Origin of the sequence: Azonexus sp., from assembly GCF_049652925.1 — a bacterium.
Classification (GTDB): Bacteria; Pseudomonadota; Gammaproteobacteria; order Burkholderiales; family Rhodocyclaceae; genus Azonexus.
In genome coordinates this window covers 16,399-32,617 of the sequence record NZ_JBASFI010000038.1, presented here as the reverse complement: position 1 = coordinate 32,617, position 16,219 = coordinate 16,399, and the positions used below count along the sequence as shown (strand labels likewise).

Genomic DNA, 16,219 nt, shown 5'->3' with positions numbered 1-16,219 from the left:
TTCCTCTATCAAGCCGACCAAAGAAAGACGCTCAGACCCATCAGCGCCAGTCCCCAGTAGAACATTCGGTCGCGAGCGGCCAACCAGGCCGCCTCGACGTCCGCTGCAAAATGGGCGCGCTTGATAATCGCGGCCCATTTCCACCAGACTGTTGCAAGCCCGGCGAATTGCAGGGCAAGTACCAATGGTCGAGCCAAGGCCAGCCAGTGATGAACACGGGCTGCCAGCGTTTGCGGTGCGCTGCTGTGCAACATGAGTGACGCAGTGAAGGCGCCGACGGCGAACAGAACAAGAACGAGTACGGTGCCGGCCGCTGCTCTAGCCAGTACAGTCCGGAGCACCCGTTTGCTTTGGCGTGGAAGAGCTTCTTCGGAGACCATTACTGCACCTTCCCGTTTTCGAGTGGGCGGGTATCAATTGGCTTGGTTGCAGGCAGGGCGGCTGACGATGCCCTTGCGGCTTGGTATGTCTGCAGCAAGGTGCCGGCCGAGCTGGATATCAGCTCTTTCCTGACGCGCGCCTCATACATTAGGCTGTCGATGGCCTTGTTGACTTCCTCTAGTTTGACATTCACCGGCTCGGTTACATTGTCCGATGATGCTGCGGGGATGGTTTTGCCGGTCATTAGCATTTGGCGAACCAAAAGTGCACGATCAACGGTTCTGGCCAGTGCTATTTCCTGCGATAGGCGACTATAAGCAATCGCCTGCTCCGGCTTTGGCAAAGAGCGTATGGCATCAACCAGATCCCGGGTAACCAACACGCCAGGTGCGGAAGCCGTCTCCAAGTCACTTGCGCTAGGTACGCTGGCGCCCAGAACAGTACCCAGTTGCGTCTGCGCGATAGGAATTTCGTCTTCGAATTTTTTGCTAAGACCTATGCCTGTTTCTGTCCCTTTTGCTGGACAAGTTGGTTGATCGCAAGTCGCAATTTCAAGATCTCCCACCGCGTCCACCGCAAACTCCGATGCCGCCTGAGGCGTAGGAAAAGCCTTAGCGAGACGTGCGCCTGTTCCTGTGTATCCAGCGGTCGCCGAAGCCGTTGTCGGCTGCATCATCGTCAGGTTGTAGGCCCCCTTGACGAGATCCTTCACAATCCGTATCGGCTCCTGCCCCTTTCCGCCTTGCTTTCCGCCGAAGATCCAGGTCATCCCTCCTGAACCAGAATCAGTCTGCACAGTCTGCTTCGCAGTCACCACATCGCCGCCCGAACTGGCTTTTTCCTTCCACTGCTCGCCCATGGCCATCGTTACGTATTTGTCGTATGGGTTCTTTCCGTCCCGAATCTGCGTTTCCATCTGTTCGCACGATTCGAAGCTCATATTGACCAGGTCGCGCGCTTTTTGAAGGTAGGTCTGAACAAGCTCGTATAGACCGGGTTGAGCGCGCTGCAGGATGTACATCGGCAGGGCAGCGATCGCAGCCTTGATCGCGTTCATCACCACATCGTCGAGATTCTTGAGGCTGTCAATCGTGTTCTGCATGGAGGCCTGGACATCGAATTTGCCGCAGGAGTAGTTAAAACGGCCACCACCACCCAGTCCGAGGTGCAAACGCAAGCCGGCCGGGTTCGGTGCCCGGGCGGCTGCATCGCTACCCCCCAAGTGGTAATACAACGTTGAGCCTTTGCCAGAGGAGGGCATAGTGACTGCCGCATGGGCCATTGGCGTTACAACCACCGCCACGGCGAGGACCGCTGCGCGAATGGGAAAATGGTTCTTGCTCATGAATTCGATCCTTCCTGGCCGGATTGCGTTTGTCGCATGAAGGTGGCGGCGATCAGTGCTGCGCGCTGATCGCTCACTGCGTCAGTGGCGATCAGTTCGTCGGACACGATCTGCAGATGGCACAACAATGGGTGCCGAATGAAAGGCGCTGCGCTGGTGATTGGTGCGACCGTCAGCGGGCTACGCCACGCGCAGCGCGCGAGAAACTTCAACAGGGCCGGCATTGCGGTGTGTGCGGCGTTGTTTACGCCATCGAGCACGACGATATCGGCGTTGGCCAGACGGTCAAAGAGGCTGCTATAAACGCCAGCGTTGGGTGCCTGCAGGTCGTATAGGTACTCCTGGCGGCCACAACGCACCTGAAAGCAGCCGTTGGCCAGGTCCGAGAGATCGACCAGCGCCGTCGCCGGCGTGCGGCGCCCAAATGCGTGACACCATGCCGCGGCTGCCAGCATCGCGCTCGTCGATATGCCGGTTTCTGCGAACACCAAGTCGACAGTGCCGAAGCTTTCCAGCACCAGGTCGTCGAGCTGGTCCGCAATCGTCCGGCGCGGCTGCAGATTGTCGGTGGAGATCATCGGCGCGGCCTCAAGCATATTCGCGCCGGGCGGCGAGTTTCTTGGCCACCACCCCGGCCGCCTGCAGTTCGGTGCACCCCGTTTCGTTCATGATGGCGCGACGTTCGGCCTTTTCGTGCATCTCGGTCATGGCCAGCGCGATCGGCAGTGCCGGCGGCACGTTCCGGAACAGCGCCTGCATTACCGATGAAATGACGACGCCTTCGGTGTATTTCGGCGGTTCCTTGGTCGCCGACTCCATCAGCCGGCGCTGCTCGTCGGTCAGTGTCTTGAAGCGGGCGACATGCTCGATTTCATCGGGCGGCATAGTCAGCAACCACCACCACTCACACATCGAGAGAATGCGCGCCACATCGTCCGGGAAGTCCTGCATGTTCTGGGTGGCCAGCCAGAACCATGCACCCAGCTTGCGCCACATTTTCGTGATCTTGACGACGTAGTCGGAGAGCAGTTGATTCTTGGTGACCAGGTGGCCTTCGTCGGTCAGGAAAATGAGCGGCCGACCTTCGTACTGGGTGGCCTCAGCCAGCGAGTGGACGTGGCTGACCAGGGAGGTATAGGCAACAGAGAGCGCATCCTCGTAGCTCGACATGGCCAGCGTGCCCATTTCGACGTGAACCACATCGACATCGGGCCAGCTTTGTCCGTATCCATTGAACAACTTCCCACGCAAGCCATTGCAAAACACCATCATGGCCTGGCCCATGTCTTCGGCACGTTCTCGCCGCAACTGCCCCAAATCGGGGGAGTCGCGCATGGCCATCAAAGCCTCTGCAACATCTTGGACACGCGGATGCGGCTTGCCTGCATCGCGGGCCTTGCGGGCAGCACCGAACAGCGCTTGCTCAATCAAATAGCGGTCTGCCCGGCTCATCTTGTCGATTTCGCGCTTCTCCCCGCCGGTGATCATCAAGCTGGCCTGAATTACCATCTCGCCGAGTAGGTCGCGTTTTTCATCTTCCTTCTCTTCGTCGGCATCAATGTCCTCCTCGATGCTCGAGATCAGCGACTCATCAACCGCATCAGCATCACTCGCATCAACGGCCGTGGCCGCCAAGCTCGGATCCTCAAGCAGCATGTAGGCATCGGCAAATGGCGGCAGGCTTTCTTTCGAGTCGGGCGTAAAGCGCAACTTGTGCACCGAAAGGCCATGTTCCGCAAAGTGGTCGCTCAACAGTCCCATCGAATTGCCGGCATCGACAATCACAAGCCGGACGCGATAGATCGCCATTACCAGCATGCATAGATAGTTCAGCATTGCCGACTTGCCAGCGCCAGTCGGGCCGAACACCAGCATGTGCGCGTTCTTCTTTCGATCGCGCTTGTTCAGAGGGTCGCAAAACAGGGGTTCGCCTCCCCGATTCCAGAGCCAGATGCCAGGATTGCCAGTCCCGCGAGCCCGCCCGTAGAGCGGCAACAGGGCGGAAATCTGTGACGCCCAGACCAGGCGTGCGCGGCGCAGCTCTCGCGTATCAAAATCGGGGTCGAAATTCATGGGCAGGCCGCGCATAAATACATCGCAGCCGACCAGCTCGTGACGCGGGTCGATAAAGCGCAGGCCGGAAGCCGTCAACGAGGCAGTGACCTCGGCAATTCGGTTGTCCAGATCCAGGTCGTCGTCGCCACGGACGTAGAGCACCATGTAGAAGGGATAGAGCTTGTCGCCCTTGCTCATCCACTTGAGCACCCGTTGTGCTTCGCCATGGGCCAGTTGCGCATCAGGTGTCTTGGCACGGGAAGCTGACTGAACGCCCTGTATCCGTGATTTGACCCGGTCCTGAGGATAGATCACCATCGTGCACGACAACAGGGTGCCCGGCGGCATCCGGTCAAATCGGGCAAAGCGCTTACTGCCATAGAGCCGTTCGGCCGTGAAATGGCCGCCTTGCGGTGCTTCGCGAATGCCCTGCAGGGCCAGCGCCCGCATCGGCTTGCCATTGAAACGCCAGGTGCCTGTCTCGGGATCGGATTCGGGCGGGCTCAGCAATAGGCGGTCACCCATGTCCATCCCGAAGGGCAGGGGAGCATCACCCTCCCGATCGTCTGGATACGGACAGCGCTTGAGAATGTCGCTGACCGTCGTTGCCAGATCGCCGAACGGCCGAGGATTGAAGAAGGGCAGCAGCCAGGCGTAGAAGTCTGGCGCCAGCATGACGCGAGAGCGAACACCAGCTTCGCGCAGGCCCGATATCAAGCCATTGGCACCTTGCAGCAGGTTGTTACGCGGTGTGCCCGGTTCGTTGGAAAAGTCATGCTTCGCCGGGAAGCGGCGGTAGAGCGCCATCCGAACGCGGCGGAATTGACCGCGCCAGATATTGTCGGAAACCGATTCGTCCCGGAAAAATCCTTCCGGCTTGGCCACCGATTTCAGGTGCTCGGCCATTTCACCAATGAAGGACTGGGTGAAGTCCGACTCCAGCACCTCGCGGGCGCGCTGTCGCTGACTTTCGGCATCGCCCTGTGCATCCAGGATGTAACGGGTGAGTTGGTCGATCAAGGTGTCGAGGCCCGTGTCGTCATTGACAAAGAACTGGATCACCCATTGCCCCGAGTCCCACTCGGTCTGCGCCGACAAGGCTGACTTGACCTTACGCATTGCAGTCTGCAAATACTCGTCGTCAGAGCCTTCCGTAGGGATCGGGTCCAGTTCGTACATCATCCCGCAGGACACACCATCTTCGAGCAGGATCACGCCATCTTTGTCGCACTCCATCCAGGGCAGCAAGTCGGTAAAGGAGGGCGGGCGCAAGCCCATGGCACGGCGCTTGTCGGCCGTGATGCCGGGCAATGCTCGGGACTTCGCGTCATCCTCATTCAAGAGTGCGGCCGTGCTGCCTTCGGGAATATCCAGCGCGGGCTTTTTCTTACCGCGAAGCAGGGCTTCAATCACGGAGTTGATCATTAGCGTAGACCGTCATAGTTGCTGGAGGCTTCGCCGGGAAGCAGGTATTCCACCGATTCGTACATGGGGAACATCGTCACGTAGCCTGGTACTGGATACTTACCCTTGGCCAGGTGCGGAAACACCGTCATCACCAAGTCCGGATTGGCAGCCCGGGCAAAGCGCCGCTCGATCTGTTCCTGGGCACGCGTCCGTGTCGGCCCGGGATTGAACTCACTGGCAGCGCGCAACGGCAAGCGGGAGCGAGCCTCCTTGTCGGCCATCTCGGAGCTGCCGACCCGGTCGTTGTGGCCACGGTAGATCTCTTCCATCGTGCTGCCATTTTTCGGAAGAGGTGACTCATGCGGCATGACGGTGCAGGCCGGCAAGCAGATCGCCAACAACGCAGCTAGCGGCAAGGCGCGGAATTTAGTCGAAATCATGGTTGTGTCCCTTGGCAGATTGCGAACGGTTGTCGGCGTCTATCCGGCCGTAGTCGAGCCGCCTTGCATCCGGCTTCTTGTCGATCGGTATTTCCTGGTCGATATTGACGACGATGTCTGCACCAGCCATCGTGACGATCGCGTCGAATGAGTTGCCCATGCGCTTGGTCAGCCACTGGCTGACATCGCTGGTAGCACCAGCAGCCGTCTTGCCGAGGATGTATTTGCCCTGGTTGCCGGTGACTTGGCTGGTCGAGGATGTACCGCCGAATCCGGTGCTGTTGGAGACCGTGGTTTGTGCCATCGCAGCCGCTTCGCCAGCCAGCGACAGCGCCTTGAGGCCGATGGTGTCGGTCAAATAAGCCGGGGCATTGGTGATGAAGGTGCCGGCAATGCAAGGATTGCCATACCGATCGCTGATATAGCCGAGCTTCGTGGTCTGAGCCAGTCCTTTCATTGATGAACCGCCGGAGCCGCTACCACCCGCCATCATGTTCGGCGTTGCGCCGGCATTGCGTTGGGATACTGTCTGAATCGTCCCGTCGTTGAAAACGAAGGTCATGGACTGGATCAGTCCTTCCGAGCACTGCAGGTTCATGTCGCCGATGGCGATACCCGACATGATGATGCCGGAGAGGTCGCGCGGCAGAAAATGGCCGTTGGCCGCCAGATTTTCGGGGCCGATGATCAACTTGAACTGCATCGGATCGGTGACTCGGCCATCCACCGGGATCCGGCCGACGATGGCGCTCATTGAGGTTACGTTGAGCAGTGTGGCGTTTTCCGGAATGGTGAAGTAGCGCTTCGGTTCCTTCCGCTTGCCTTGGCCTTGTTGCACAGGAAGTGGGTTGCCCTCACCATCGAACGGGGCAAGGCCGCTGGCCGGTGCTGCAGTTCCCATTGCACCCTGCGGGCGGTGCGTGTTTGCCACGCCGGCCGTTGTTCGAATCAATGCCTCCTTGCCATCCACTCCCTTGCCGACGGTAACGCCCATCGGCAGGACGGTGCGTTGAGTTGCGGGCGCCATTCCCATGTTGGGATCGGCCGGTGCATGGTTGCCAGTGGCGCCACCCTGCAGGCCATCAAAACCGAAACCATTGGGGAGTTGGGCCATCAGGTTGCTGGGATCGAGCAAGCCGGGTTTTGCTGCAGGCGCAGGAAATGATCCCGCAGCAGGATTGAATGGTGCCAGCGCGCTTCCCGTTGGCGAGCCGGCCGGTGGCGTGCTGGCACCGGTGAGCGAGCCGTCGTTGCGCAGTTCATTGCGCAACTCCTCTTTCATCTGCTGCCGATCCACTTGGGATTGCACGGCTTGCGTCCGCAACTGGCGGTTTTCATCGGCGATGCGCTGCATTTCGGTTCGAGCAGCCATCACCTCCGAGGTCAATGTCTTGAGCGACTCGTTGGGAGTATCCGCATCCGCATTCAGGGCCTTCTGCTTGCCATCCTTGATCCCGCCGAGCATGCCCCCCGCTTTTGCGGGTTCAGATGCCGGTACTTGCGCCGGCACGGCATCAAGGGGGGATTCAGTCGGTGCAGCCTGGTCGCTGTTGCTCACTTTGAGGGCAATGAAACCAACCACCAGGAGCGCGATGATGGCCAGGAGCGGGATAAGCTTGTTGGATTTGATCGCTGACATGATGTTCAAGGCCGTGATGCATCAAAAGATTGTTCGGAGATGAGGCAGACCGCCGTCGTGTCGGCGTCGCTGCCGCTTTCGGCCAGGACGTGGTGTTGCGACGTCGCAGCGACCCAGCGGCCGCGCAGCATGTCCATATCCAGCTCAAGCGGGGAATGGCTACGGTTGGTGAAACGCACCGCCGTTACGTACAGCGTGGCGCTGCGCCAGCCACCCACCGGCGTCGTAAGCACGGCGCCACCACGATAGAGGCCAGCGACCGGCATGTGGCGGAGCTCGATTGATCGAACACCCGGCGGGGTTTTGACCAGGCGCTGCGGAGCGTAGAGCTGCTGCGAACAGTAGCGCGTCAGTTGCACCAGGTCGGGTGCGACGGGTTCTTCGTCGTCATCGTCGTCATCGGTGGCGATATTGCGGCGTGCTGTTTTGCCGCGCCCGTTGCCCCCTTTGCCGCGCGACGCGACGGAGATCTCCATTTCGTCGGGTACGCCCGCCAGTTGGTCGCGCACCTGGACATCGAGCGGAATCATCCCTTGACCATCCAGGCCCTCGGCAATGATGCGGACGATCGGCTGGCCGCTCTGGCCAGTCAGATAGATCGTCGATCCGACAATCTGTGCCTGCAGGCCGCCGGCCTCCGGCGGCAGATGTAGCGCAGCTTCCCAGGGAAGGTAGATACGCCGCTCGCGGCCTGCAGCAAGGGCGACACGTAGCGGGGAGCGGTCATAGACGAGGCGTTCAGTACCCTGGATCGGCTGGCGTTGCTGCTGGAGTTGGCCGTCCGGCGGAAACGTTTCCAGCACCTGGGCAGGGGCCTTGGCAGCAACCTGTTTTTTCCGCGAGGTCGCAATGATCTTTGCTGTCGGCTCTCCTGTTGTAGCAATCGGACGTTCATCCGGGGCCAGTTCGGCTGGCGCCGGGGCCGGCGCCGACAGTACGGTCGTTTCTGCGGCATGAGAAGACGCCAGCCCGACAATAGCAAGCATCAGAACGATGGGACGCATAGGGGTCATCGACAACTCCATCTCAACGATTTTCCGGAACAACCGGATTGGTGACTGGTGAAACAGCCGGTGTGCCTGCCTGTTGGTTGGCGGGCGTGGCGCTATCCGGTGCCAGGGTGGAAGCCGCCGGTTCTTTTTGCGGGAAGGGAGCCGGGAAGCCTGGTAATTGCGGCATGGTGGCGACGGGCTTGGGCAACACTGCCGGAATGGACACCGTTGGCGCCATGACTTGCTCGACCACGATGTCTTTCTCTTCCAAGCGTTCCGGCCGACGATTGCCAAAGCAGTCGATGGCCAGGCCGAAGGGGTTCGATTCGCGATCCGCCTCGTAACGCACAATGCGTAGCGGATAGCGGATGAAGGTGCGTTTGACAGCAACCCCATGGGAAGTCTCAAGCAATGCGGTATCGAGCAATACTGTCCATGCGCCGTTCCCGTGATCGGTCACGCGATTAGCGGCGAACCCCTGCCCGGGAATTTCCATTACTGAGCGCGTGCGTTGCACCAACTCGCCATTCCCGAGCTTGATCTTGAGATCCGCGTCGAGCTGCGAGCGACAAGCCGGCGTGATATACGCCTGCAGCGCGTAAATTTGCTTGCTGTAATCGGTCCCGCCATCCTTGGGCCAATTGTTGATCTGTTGCCAGATGTAGAAGCCAAAGGCATAGACGTTGGGCGTTGGCACTTGCGGCGTGCCGCCGATCTTGAGTGACATGCCATTGGACAAGTCAGGGGGGATGTGGGCGGTCAGTTGCGTTTCCTTGTACCGCCAGCCGGCCAGCGCAGCGAGGGTGACAACGGCCATCACGCCAATCGTCCAGCGTTGCAGGCGCACGGTCGACGTGGCTTGCGAAATTGCGTGCAGATAACGGGACATTCCGTCTATCTCCTTGAGAACAGGGTGCGCCCTTTGCTCGGCGCAGCCACGTCTTGAAAACTCCGGCCGACATCCCATTCGCCGACATGGGTGATGTAACGGGAGCGCCGAATGCCTTTCATTGCCGCCCATTTGCGCATGGCATGGACGTAGTAAAGATCGGGGCGATTGCGTTTTACGGCGGCCATCTTCTTGGCCATGATCCAAACGGTGAGCAGCGGCAAAGAGGTCGCCAGCAAGATGAACAGCGGAAAGCTGGATCTCATAGCCGCGATCACGCCGGCAATCGGGATCCAGATGGCGAATGCCACGCCTATCGTCCACAACGCCTCCGAACTGGAGAGGCCCAGCAGGATTGCCGGCTCGACATTGACGCGATCAATTTCGGGGGCTGCGTCGACCTCGATGTCGGCAAGTAGGTGGTGTTCGGCCATCTGGCGTATCCGATTACAGGATGGTGGAGGCTTCGGTCAGCAGGTACACGATGATGACCAGGATGACCACGCCGACCACGGCATATACGACAACGTCACTCAACTCGGCGCGACCGATACGGAACTCGTTGAACTTGGAGATCGCGCCGCCGGCCACCGCGTAGAGGGCATAGGCGGCGAGCAACAAACCAAGGAAGAGAAATCCTTGCTTGAAATACTGCTGAGCAATGGAGATGTAGTCACCGGATGCGGTGCCGGTACCGGCAGCGACCGCCGTCGGCAGGGCAGCCAGGGCGGGAGTGGCCATGATGCTGGTCATCAGCAGGGCAAAGGCAGCAGCGAAGCGACTGGTCAGGTGCGACCGTTGAGTTCGGCAATACGCCAGAAGTTGAGACAGTTTATGCATATCAATTGCTCCAGTTTGAGGAAGTCAAGGTTCCCGCAAGTTCAGTTCAGCCAGTGCTGTGCGGGAAAGCAGCATTGGCCGATTCAGGCATTCAGGATGGCCACCACCAGGAAAATCAGCACCAGGACGCGAACTTTGTGAGCAAACAACTTGCTGGCCGTGATTCGCCCGGAAAGGAACTCTTCACCGAGCTTCATTACGATGTAGGCGCCCCACAACAGCAGCGCGGCAGCGCCGATCAAGGCGAGCAGCAGGGCAAAATTGCCGGGCAGGTAGCCGCCAGCGGGTCCGCCCACTGCGCTTTTGAATGCGGTGATTTGGTCGCTGGTCATGTCAATCAATCAGCGACGGTAACTGCCCTTGAGCGGTGCCACAGGGCGCGGTTGGCGCGGCGCATCGAAATGTTCCTGGATACCGCGCTGGATCAATTCCAGGTCACGGTCCAGCCAGTCATAGCGAAATTGCACGCGTGTCGCACCGGGTGCCTGACGCGCCGCATCGGCAACTTGATGCCGCAGATAGGCGACTTCCTGCGCCAGGTTGGCGAGGCGTTCGCGCTCGACGTCGACTTTGTCGAGCACGCGGACCTCTGGTTCGGGAGCGGCACCCCGGGGAGCCTCGACTTTTTGGGCGGATTTCGACTTGAACAGCCCAGCAAAGCCTTGCTCGGCATCGCCATCAACGTTATCGGCTGCATGGGCAACCATCCCCTGAGCCAGCATCAAAACCAGCAAGCAACGACCAATAGATGATGAAATTGACATCAAAAGCTCCTCAGAGATATTTTTTAAAGGATGCGACAGTGACGGAGAGCGACATCGCAACCAGGGCAGCAAAAATGAGCACCATCCAGGCTGGGTTGAATCCGCCAACGGGCCAGGACAGGTAAAGCGCAAAGCCAGCCGTCAGGAACCAGGCGGTGTAATGTTTCGAGTGGTGATACACAAAACTGGATTCGCGCCCACCGGCCCACTTGCGCAGATCGCGCTTGACCAGGCCGTCGACCAGACCAAGCAGGCAGGCCATGGCGAAGGCCGGAAGCGCGAAAAAGGCGACAGCGAGCCGCACGGCGGTGTCCTGGGTGACGTAAAGCAGGATTTCCAGCAGCCGTGCACCCTCAATCAGGAGGCGCTGCAGGATTCGCGGCATCGGCTTGGCGGGAATCTCTCCCTGGTCGGCCGCTCGGGCTCGTTCGAAAAACGCCGGAGCATTGAGTCGATTCCAGGGCAGCGATACCAGGCGCACCATGTCTTTAGCGAAAGCCACCGTATCCGGCACCAGGATCGACCGAGGGAATTGTTCGATATAGCTGAGATCTTCGACCACTTGCGCCTTGGCATGCTCAATGCCCTGACCCTTCCACCACACGTAATTGCCGACGACCTCAATGACCGTTCCGATAAAGAGGGAGGTGATGATCGAAGCAATAAAGCCCATACAGGCTGCCAGCAGCACGGTCAGCGGGCCGCGCGGGCGAGGACGGCCGGATGGTCCTTGCGCGGGCGAGCTGCGCGGTGCAGATGTGTTGGCGGCCGCCACCATCACACGGCCCCTGCCGCGCCAGCGGCGTTGTCAGATTGATCGACTGGCATGTTCGGTGTGGCCGCCATCTCATCAGGGACGACCGTATCGAAAACAATTTCACCGGCGTCAAGCAATGCCGGCGAGCCAGCCAGCCCGATCGGCATATCCAGCAGCCAGTCGTTTTCGGAAGCCCAGCCTTCGGAGGTGTGATATCGCGCCCGCATGGCATCACCGATCGAGCGCAGGGACTCCGGCAGGAACTCATCATCAGCGGCCGAGACCGGCAAGGGCATCCGGATGTGATGCAGACGATTGCCCTCGAGCAAAGCGAAAGCCTGCCCCTGGGGCTGAGCCATGATGTCGGCCGGCGTCAGCATTTCGGTTTGTGTGGTGCTGACGCGATCTTCGTTGCGCGACACGAAGTCGACCGGCCCCTGGTCGGCCGAGGTATCCGTGACACCCGAGACAGAGGTCAGGGTGGTGATATCGACCTTCGGCAACTGGTCGGTGAAAAACTGGGCGGTCTCCGCGCTCTTGACCCGCAACATGACCAGGTGGTTGAAGTTACCCAGCACCTGCTTGGCCTTGGCTGTGTCACCGAGGCGGGCCTCGATGTCGGGAATGGTCTGGGTGTAGGCATGAAGCCGAAAGCCAGAGCCGCCCATCTTGTTGACCATGGGTACGAACTCCGGTCCCATCAGCTCGTTGACTTCATCGAAGTGGCAATTGACGGTCGGCAAAGTGATCTTGCCTTCCGGGTGATGCGGATCGAGGCCGGTCTTGTAGAGCTTGCCGCCGACTGACACCAGGTCAGCCAGCATCGAGTTGCCGACGGCGCTGGCCACCACGGGGTCGGACAGCGCATCGAGACCGACATAGACAATGCCCTTCTGGCGAATGACGCTCATCCAGTCGAAGATTGGCCGCTTGTCTTCGGTATCGAAGTAGTCCGGCGAGATCAGCTTGCCGACGGCGCCGGTGGTCAGCTTCTCCAGGAAGGGGCCGAGGCTGGCCACAATCTTTTCGAAGAAGGTGCGCTCATAGCGCACGGCGCTCGCCAACCCTTGGACCACCGGTTCCGGCAGTTGCAATTCCTTGAGGACATGGACCAGGGCGATCAGGCGCGGCGTGCGGTCCTGCAGCGCGCGTGGCACAGCATATTTTTTGGTCTGGATGGCTGCTTCAATCGCTTCAATCTTTTTCATCCAGCCGGTCGGGCCGAGCTTGCCGAGGACGTGCTCGGAATAGCGCACGAATAGCGGCTCGATGTCGGTGATGTCGCGCAACAGCAGGTCGTAGGTCGGCACCATGCCAAGCGCCACTTGGGCCTGGGCGATCAGATTGGTAAAGCGCCAGGCGAATTCTTTGAAGGCGGCCGAGTTGCCGCCATTCGGCAGGGCATTGGTCGCGCGATTGGCCACTTCAGTGATCCGCGCAAAATTGCCGATGCCGTTGTAACGCGCCGAGAACTCGGGATAGCCCAGATGAAACACGTAAAGCTGATCGAGACGCCCGGCGCGTGCCGCTTCGGCATAGACCCGCATCATCAGGTCGGCATCGCCCTTCGGGTCGATGACGATGCAACAATCGCCATCGCGAATATCCTGGGTCACCAGCAGTTCCATCAAGCGCGTCTTGCCGACGCGCGTGGTGCCAATGACCAGCATGTGGCCAACACGGTGCTTTTGCGACAGCGATACCGCCACTTCATTGGGTTCGACACCATGCAGCAGGGGCGAGCCGCCGAGGTCGGGGATGTCGGCGATCGGGTTCCACCAGCGCGGGGCGAGGAGGGCATTGCACACGCTGGAAAAGCCGGGGAGCGGCGCCCGGGCGGCGCGCTTGACCAGCTTGCGGCAGGCTTTGGCCGTCAGGTTGCCCAGCGGGCTCGGCGCGAGGAAGTCACGGGCATCCGGGCGGCGGGCATCTGCGAGGCGCTGGGTGTGGCGCTGAGTCCATTCAAACCCTTGGCCCATGTAGAGCCGTTCGGGAATGCGTGGCAGTTTGTGCGGCGCGACCGAGCTGATCTTGTACTTCGTCAGACCGATGGTGTACCGCAGCACTTGGAAGCCATGGTTGCCGCGGTAGAGCGCAAAGCCGGTGGCCGCCCCAGCGGCGGCATAGCCCAGACCCGGTGATAGCATCAGCGCCCACGGCGCGGTGGCGGCGATGATGCCGATCGAACCCGCCGTCGCGGCCGAGTATAACTCGACCGGCGGGCGCAACATCGCTTCGGTGACGCCGTGTTTCATGCGGCCTCCTGGAGCTGCTCGATGCGCCGAAAAACGCCCAGAGCGTAGGCGTTGGCACGTGCGACATCGGTGGGGTGGTGATAGCGTCCGGCTGCGACAAACCAGTTGCCGGAATCACGGTAGTGACCGGCAAGGATTGATGCCCCGACCGCCAGGTTGATGTGGGCGTCCATTGCCCTTGCGAAGCTCTGCAGCTTGTCGCCGTGCCAGCGCCAATTGACCTGCATCGGGCCGCAATCGACGTTGCGGATACGTTGGACGGTGACCCAGTTCGTCAAGGCCCGCACGCCGTCCTCGTAGGTCGCGTAGCGGTGCGGTATCCCGCTCACATTGAGCGTCCATAGCCAGGGCAGCACACGTTCCCCCCACAGCATCGACGACTCCTGCAGGGCGACGCCGTAGAGCAGGCGGGGTGGAATGCCGGCGCGAATGGCGGCATCGCGATAAGCCGGCGGTACCTGGCGCAGCAGTTGGCGACGCGGCCGAGCGCTGACCGGGCTGGACAGTGCAGCCAGACCGCATCCGGCAGCGACCAGAAACGCGCGACGATGGGTATTGATGGCAGTGGGCAAATGGCTGTGCGTCATGGTCAGCGCAGATAGACTTCTTGCTTCTTGGGGATCTTGGTGTTCCCAAAGTCGAGGATCTTTTCGTCGGGATAAAGGCGCTTCGCCACCTGGCCATAGGTCACGGTCCAGGCCAGGACGCGTTCCGTATCGGCGCGTAACGCCTTGGCGAACAGCGTGGCGTAGCGCTGGCGCTCAGCGGCCGTCTGGGCATGAATGCCCAGGACCTCGATCGGCGAAATATTGGGTACGGAGAACGCACTGCGCGGACTGCCCGGCTGCGTCAAATACCGAGCACGCTGCACCTCTGCGATTGACAGGCCCCATATTTGTGCCTGGGCCTGATCCATCGCCAATTGCACGTCGGGCGTTCCCACTGCACCACCGCTTTGCGTGCGGCCGATCTGCGTTGTCGATGTCTCGACCGCATGCGCCGACACGTTGATGGCGAGCAAGGCGCTTGAGACCAAGATGACAAAACAAAAGGTGCGCGACCTCATTACGGTTTGTCCTTGCCGGTCACCGTGGACACCGAACCATCAGCCTGACGAATCGTCACGGTCTGGCCGGTTGCCTGGGCTGAGCCAATTACGCCACCGCCGGGAATCCGGTCACCGGTATTGGCGAACTGCACAAGACCGTCCGGGCCACGCAATGCGACAGAAGGTTTGCCCCCCCACATATCGACCGACAAGACAGCGGTGGAAGGTGCTGGAGCTGGCGGTGGTGTCGGCTTGACGATGCGGCGGCGTTGCAATGCGGCACGCTGGGCAACAGCGACCTTGGCTGCAGCAACTCGCTCGGCGGCTTCCTGGTCAAGCCGCTCACGAAGCGCCGCAACGTCATTCTGGATCGCGGTCTGCGTATCGATTGATGCGCTGATTTTATCGGTCAGATCGCGGACCATTTTTTCGAGGTGGTCGAGACGCCCGGTGAGTGCGTCAGGCAGTGCGGCAACGGTCTGGGATCCGGTTACCTCAGTGCCATCACCAATTGCGCCAGCAAACGTCGTGGTCAGCAGATGCCAACCAAAAGCAACGATTCCGAGGAAGACGAACAAGACCAACAGAACAATGGCAGTTTTCGGGATGCGGCGCTTGACGGGCGGTGCGTCAAATTGCGGGGTGTTCATTGAGCGTTCTCCACAGTGGATGGCGGCGCCACGACCGGGCAGGCTGGCCCACTGTTTGTGGCCTGGACAATGATCTGGCGGGTGAAGCGATCGATACACAGCCGGTAGCTGTTACCGGCAATGGCCTGCGCCAAAGAGGTGACACGGGCAGGGCCAAGCTGGCGTTGTGAATCAGGCAGCGGCAACTCGAAGAGTCGGTTGCTGTACTCATCGGTTGCCCGAACGGCATAGCCGGTGCGCTGCAACAAGTACCTTAGCGCTTCGCCGACGGTGCCGACGACGTCGCGTGGAAACCGCAGTTGAGCAACGACAGCCAGTGGATCAACCTCGGCTTCGCTGATCGAATCGATGGTGGTATAGCGACCAACCGTAACGGCGTCGGCGCTGTCGGCGGCGATCACGGCCAGAGGAAGCGCAGCCAGCATGGCGAGTGCGGCAAGCGAGCAGTGGCGACACGTAGGATGCATGTGGACCTCGTACTGTCATAAAAAAGCCCCCGGAACGGGTCCGGGGCCAAAGCGGGACAACGTCTGTCCCAGTCACGGCCGCCACGGTAAAAAATCAGGACGAACGATTCCAGCGAAAAGGGTGAAAAACCTTTTTCACCCTTTTCGCTGGACGTAAATATCCCGTTGTGGTATGCCGATGTATTGTTTTCTGAATCAGCCCAAGCCAGGTAGTCGGTGGGCATAGCCTGCGGTAATGTCGATATTGCGGCGCTGGTCGTGTTGCGGCGCCGCACCAGGCAATCTTGGGC

General features: G+C 60.4%; 18 protein-coding genes. All 18 read right to left on the bottom strand.

Translation table 11 applies throughout. From position 1 onward, the window contains the following. Positions 1-8: 8 nt before the first annotated feature. Positions 9-380: a hypothetical protein gene (locus WBK19_RS17645; RefSeq protein WP_511292082.1), complete on the bottom strand. Its 372-nt coding sequence runs from the start codon at positions 378-380 to the stop codon at positions 9-11. Further along, the gene (locus WBK19_RS17640; protein ID WP_511292080.1) at positions 380-1,726 is read right to left on the bottom strand and encodes an integrating conjugative element protein; all 1,347 of its coding nucleotides are present in this window, start codon (positions 1,724-1,726) and stop codon (positions 380-382) included. The genes WBK19_RS17645 and WBK19_RS17640 overlap by 1 nt, the downstream gene beginning before the upstream one ends. Continuing rightward, on the bottom strand, positions 1,723-2,322 hold the full coding sequence (locus tag WBK19_RS17635; RefSeq protein ID WP_511292078.1) for a hypothetical protein: 600 nt from the start codon (positions 2,320-2,322) through the stop codon (positions 1,723-1,725). Before WBK19_RS17635 ends, WBK19_RS17640 begins: the two co-directional genes overlap by 4 nt. Continuing rightward, positions 2,315-5,206, bottom strand: a complete 2,892-nt coding sequence (locus WBK19_RS17630) for a conjugative transfer ATPase (RefSeq protein ID WP_511292076.1) — start codon at positions 5,204-5,206, stop codon at positions 2,315-2,317. Before WBK19_RS17630 ends, WBK19_RS17635 begins: the two co-directional genes overlap by 8 nt. Then, positions 5,206-5,628, bottom strand: coding sequence for a TIGR03751 family conjugal transfer lipoprotein (locus WBK19_RS17625; RefSeq protein WP_511292074.1), 423 nt, complete (start codon positions 5,626-5,628; stop codon positions 5,206-5,208). Before WBK19_RS17625 ends, WBK19_RS17630 begins: the two co-directional genes overlap by 1 nt. Continuing rightward, positions 5,615-7,267, bottom strand: a complete 1,653-nt coding sequence (locus tag WBK19_RS17620; protein WP_511292072.1) for a TIGR03752 family integrating conjugative element protein — start codon at positions 7,265-7,267, stop codon at positions 5,615-5,617. Before WBK19_RS17620 ends, WBK19_RS17625 begins: the two co-directional genes overlap by 14 nt. Positions 7,268-7,272: 5 nt before the next feature. Continuing rightward, positions 7,273-8,280 carry a TIGR03749 family integrating conjugative element protein gene (locus tag WBK19_RS17615; RefSeq protein ID WP_511292070.1) on the bottom strand — a complete coding sequence of 336 codons (1,008 nt, stop codon included), beginning with the start codon at positions 8,278-8,280 and terminating at the stop codon, positions 7,273-7,275. Positions 8,281-8,293: 13 nt separating this feature from the next. Further along, positions 8,294-9,148, bottom strand: a complete 855-nt coding sequence (locus WBK19_RS17610; protein ID WP_511292068.1) for a PFL_4703 family integrating conjugative element protein — start codon at positions 9,146-9,148, stop codon at positions 8,294-8,296. A 5-nt stretch (positions 9,149-9,153) separates the two neighbouring features. Next, positions 9,154-9,582 carry a TIGR03750 family conjugal transfer protein gene (locus tag WBK19_RS17605; RefSeq protein WP_511292066.1) on the bottom strand — a complete coding sequence of 143 codons (429 nt, stop codon included), beginning with the start codon at positions 9,580-9,582 and terminating at the stop codon, positions 9,154-9,156. Positions 9,583-9,595: 13 nt separating this feature from the next. After that, positions 9,596-9,988 (bottom strand): TIGR03745 family integrating conjugative element membrane protein, encoded by a 393-nt coding sequence (locus WBK19_RS17600; protein ID WP_511292065.1) that lies wholly within the window; start codon positions 9,986-9,988, stop codon positions 9,596-9,598. Positions 9,989-10,071: 83 nt separating this feature from the next. Next, positions 10,072-10,320, bottom strand: coding sequence for a DUF3262 family protein (locus WBK19_RS17595; RefSeq protein ID WP_511292063.1), 249 nt, complete (start codon positions 10,318-10,320; stop codon positions 10,072-10,074). 9 nt (positions 10,321-10,329) lie between these two features. Further along, complete coding sequence (locus WBK19_RS17590) at positions 10,330-10,752, bottom strand: integrative conjugative element protein, RAQPRD family (protein ID WP_511292061.1); 423 nt, start codon at positions 10,750-10,752, stop codon at positions 10,330-10,332. Positions 10,753-10,762: 10 nt separating this feature from the next. Then, a complete protein-coding gene (locus WBK19_RS17585; RefSeq protein ID WP_511292060.1) occupies positions 10,763-11,530 on the bottom strand; it encodes a TIGR03747 family integrating conjugative element membrane protein in 768 nt (255 codons plus the stop codon). Beyond that, on the bottom strand, positions 11,530-13,764 hold the full coding sequence (gene traD / locus WBK19_RS17580; RefSeq protein ID WP_511292058.1) for a type IV conjugative transfer system coupling protein TraD: 2,235 nt from the start codon (positions 13,762-13,764) through the stop codon (positions 11,530-11,532). Before traD ends, WBK19_RS17585 begins: the two co-directional genes overlap by 1 nt. Beyond that, positions 13,761-14,351, bottom strand: coding sequence for a lysozyme family protein (locus tag WBK19_RS17575; RefSeq protein ID WP_511292056.1), 591 nt, complete (start codon positions 14,349-14,351; stop codon positions 13,761-13,763). The genes traD and WBK19_RS17575 overlap by 4 nt, the downstream gene beginning before the upstream one ends. 2 nt (positions 14,352-14,353) lie before the next feature. After that, positions 14,354-14,830: a hypothetical protein gene (locus WBK19_RS17570; RefSeq protein WP_511292054.1), complete on the bottom strand. Its 477-nt coding sequence runs from the start codon at positions 14,828-14,830 to the stop codon at positions 14,354-14,356. Next, a complete protein-coding gene (locus tag WBK19_RS17565; protein ID WP_511292052.1) occupies positions 14,830-15,462 on the bottom strand; it encodes a hypothetical protein in 633 nt (210 codons plus the stop codon). The genes WBK19_RS17570 and WBK19_RS17565 overlap by 1 nt, the downstream gene beginning before the upstream one ends. Further along, positions 15,459-15,929, bottom strand: a complete 471-nt coding sequence (gene pilL2 / locus WBK19_RS17560; RefSeq protein ID WP_511292050.1) for a PFGI-1 class ICE element type IV pilus protein PilL2 — start codon at positions 15,927-15,929, stop codon at positions 15,459-15,461. Before pilL2 ends, WBK19_RS17565 begins: the two co-directional genes overlap by 4 nt. Positions 15,930-16,219: the final 290 nt, after the last annotated feature.

What these genes read in the sequence shown, in the direction of transcription:
- WBK19_RS17645 (WP_511292082.1), bottom strand. Translation starts at nt 380, where the DNA reads ATGGTCTCCGAAGAAGCTCTTCCACGCCAAAGCAAACGGGTGCTCCGG.
- WBK19_RS17640 (WP_511292080.1), bottom strand. Translation starts at nt 1,726, where the DNA reads ATGAGCAAGAACCATTTTCCCATTCGCGCAGCGGTCCTCGCCGTGGCG.
- WBK19_RS17635 (WP_511292078.1), bottom strand. Translation starts at nt 2,322, where the DNA reads ATGCTTGAGGCCGCGCCGATGATCTCCACCGACAATCTGCAGCCGCGC.
- WBK19_RS17630 (WP_511292076.1), bottom strand. Translation starts at nt 5,206, where the DNA reads ATGATCAACTCCGTGATTGAAGCCCTGCTTCGCGGTAAGAAAAAGCCC.
- WBK19_RS17625 (WP_511292074.1), bottom strand. Translation starts at nt 5,628, where the DNA reads ATGATTTCGACTAAATTCCGCGCCTTGCCGCTAGCTGCGTTGTTGGCG.
- WBK19_RS17620 (WP_511292072.1), bottom strand. Translation starts at nt 7,267, where the DNA reads ATGTCAGCGATCAAATCCAACAAGCTTATCCCGCTCCTGGCCATCATC.
- WBK19_RS17615 (WP_511292070.1), bottom strand. Translation starts at nt 8,280, where the DNA reads ATGACCCCTATGCGTCCCATCGTTCTGATGCTTGCTATTGTCGGGCTG.
- WBK19_RS17610 (WP_511292068.1), bottom strand. Translation starts at nt 9,148, where the DNA reads ATGTCCCGTTATCTGCACGCAATTTCGCAAGCCACGTCGACCGTGCGC.
- WBK19_RS17605 (WP_511292066.1), bottom strand. Translation starts at nt 9,582, where the DNA reads ATGGCCGAACACCACCTACTTGCCGACATCGAGGTCGACGCAGCCCCC.
- WBK19_RS17600 (WP_511292065.1), bottom strand. Translation starts at nt 9,988, where the DNA reads ATGCATAAACTGTCTCAACTTCTGGCGTATTGCCGAACTCAACGGTCG.
- WBK19_RS17595 (WP_511292063.1), bottom strand. Translation starts at nt 10,320, where the DNA reads ATGACCAGCGACCAAATCACCGCATTCAAAAGCGCAGTGGGCGGACCC.
- WBK19_RS17590 (WP_511292061.1), bottom strand. Translation starts at nt 10,752, where the DNA reads ATGTCAATTTCATCATCTATTGGTCGTTGCTTGCTGGTTTTGATGCTG.
- WBK19_RS17585 (WP_511292060.1), bottom strand. Translation starts at nt 11,530, where the DNA reads ATGGTGGCGGCCGCCAACACATCTGCACCGCGCAGCTCGCCCGCGCAA.
- traD (WP_511292058.1), bottom strand. Translation starts at nt 13,764, where the DNA reads ATGAAACACGGCGTCACCGAAGCGATGTTGCGCCCGCCGGTCGAGTTA.
- WBK19_RS17575 (WP_511292056.1), bottom strand. Translation starts at nt 14,351, where the DNA reads ATGACGCACAGCCATTTGCCCACTGCCATCAATACCCATCGTCGCGCG.
- WBK19_RS17570 (WP_511292054.1), bottom strand. Translation starts at nt 14,830, where the DNA reads ATGAGGTCGCGCACCTTTTGTTTTGTCATCTTGGTCTCAAGCGCCTTG.
- WBK19_RS17565 (WP_511292052.1), bottom strand. Translation starts at nt 15,462, where the DNA reads ATGAACACCCCGCAATTTGACGCACCGCCCGTCAAGCGCCGCATCCCG.
- pilL2 (WP_511292050.1), bottom strand. Translation starts at nt 15,929, where the DNA reads ATGCATCCTACGTGTCGCCACTGCTCGCTTGCCGCACTCGCCATGCTG.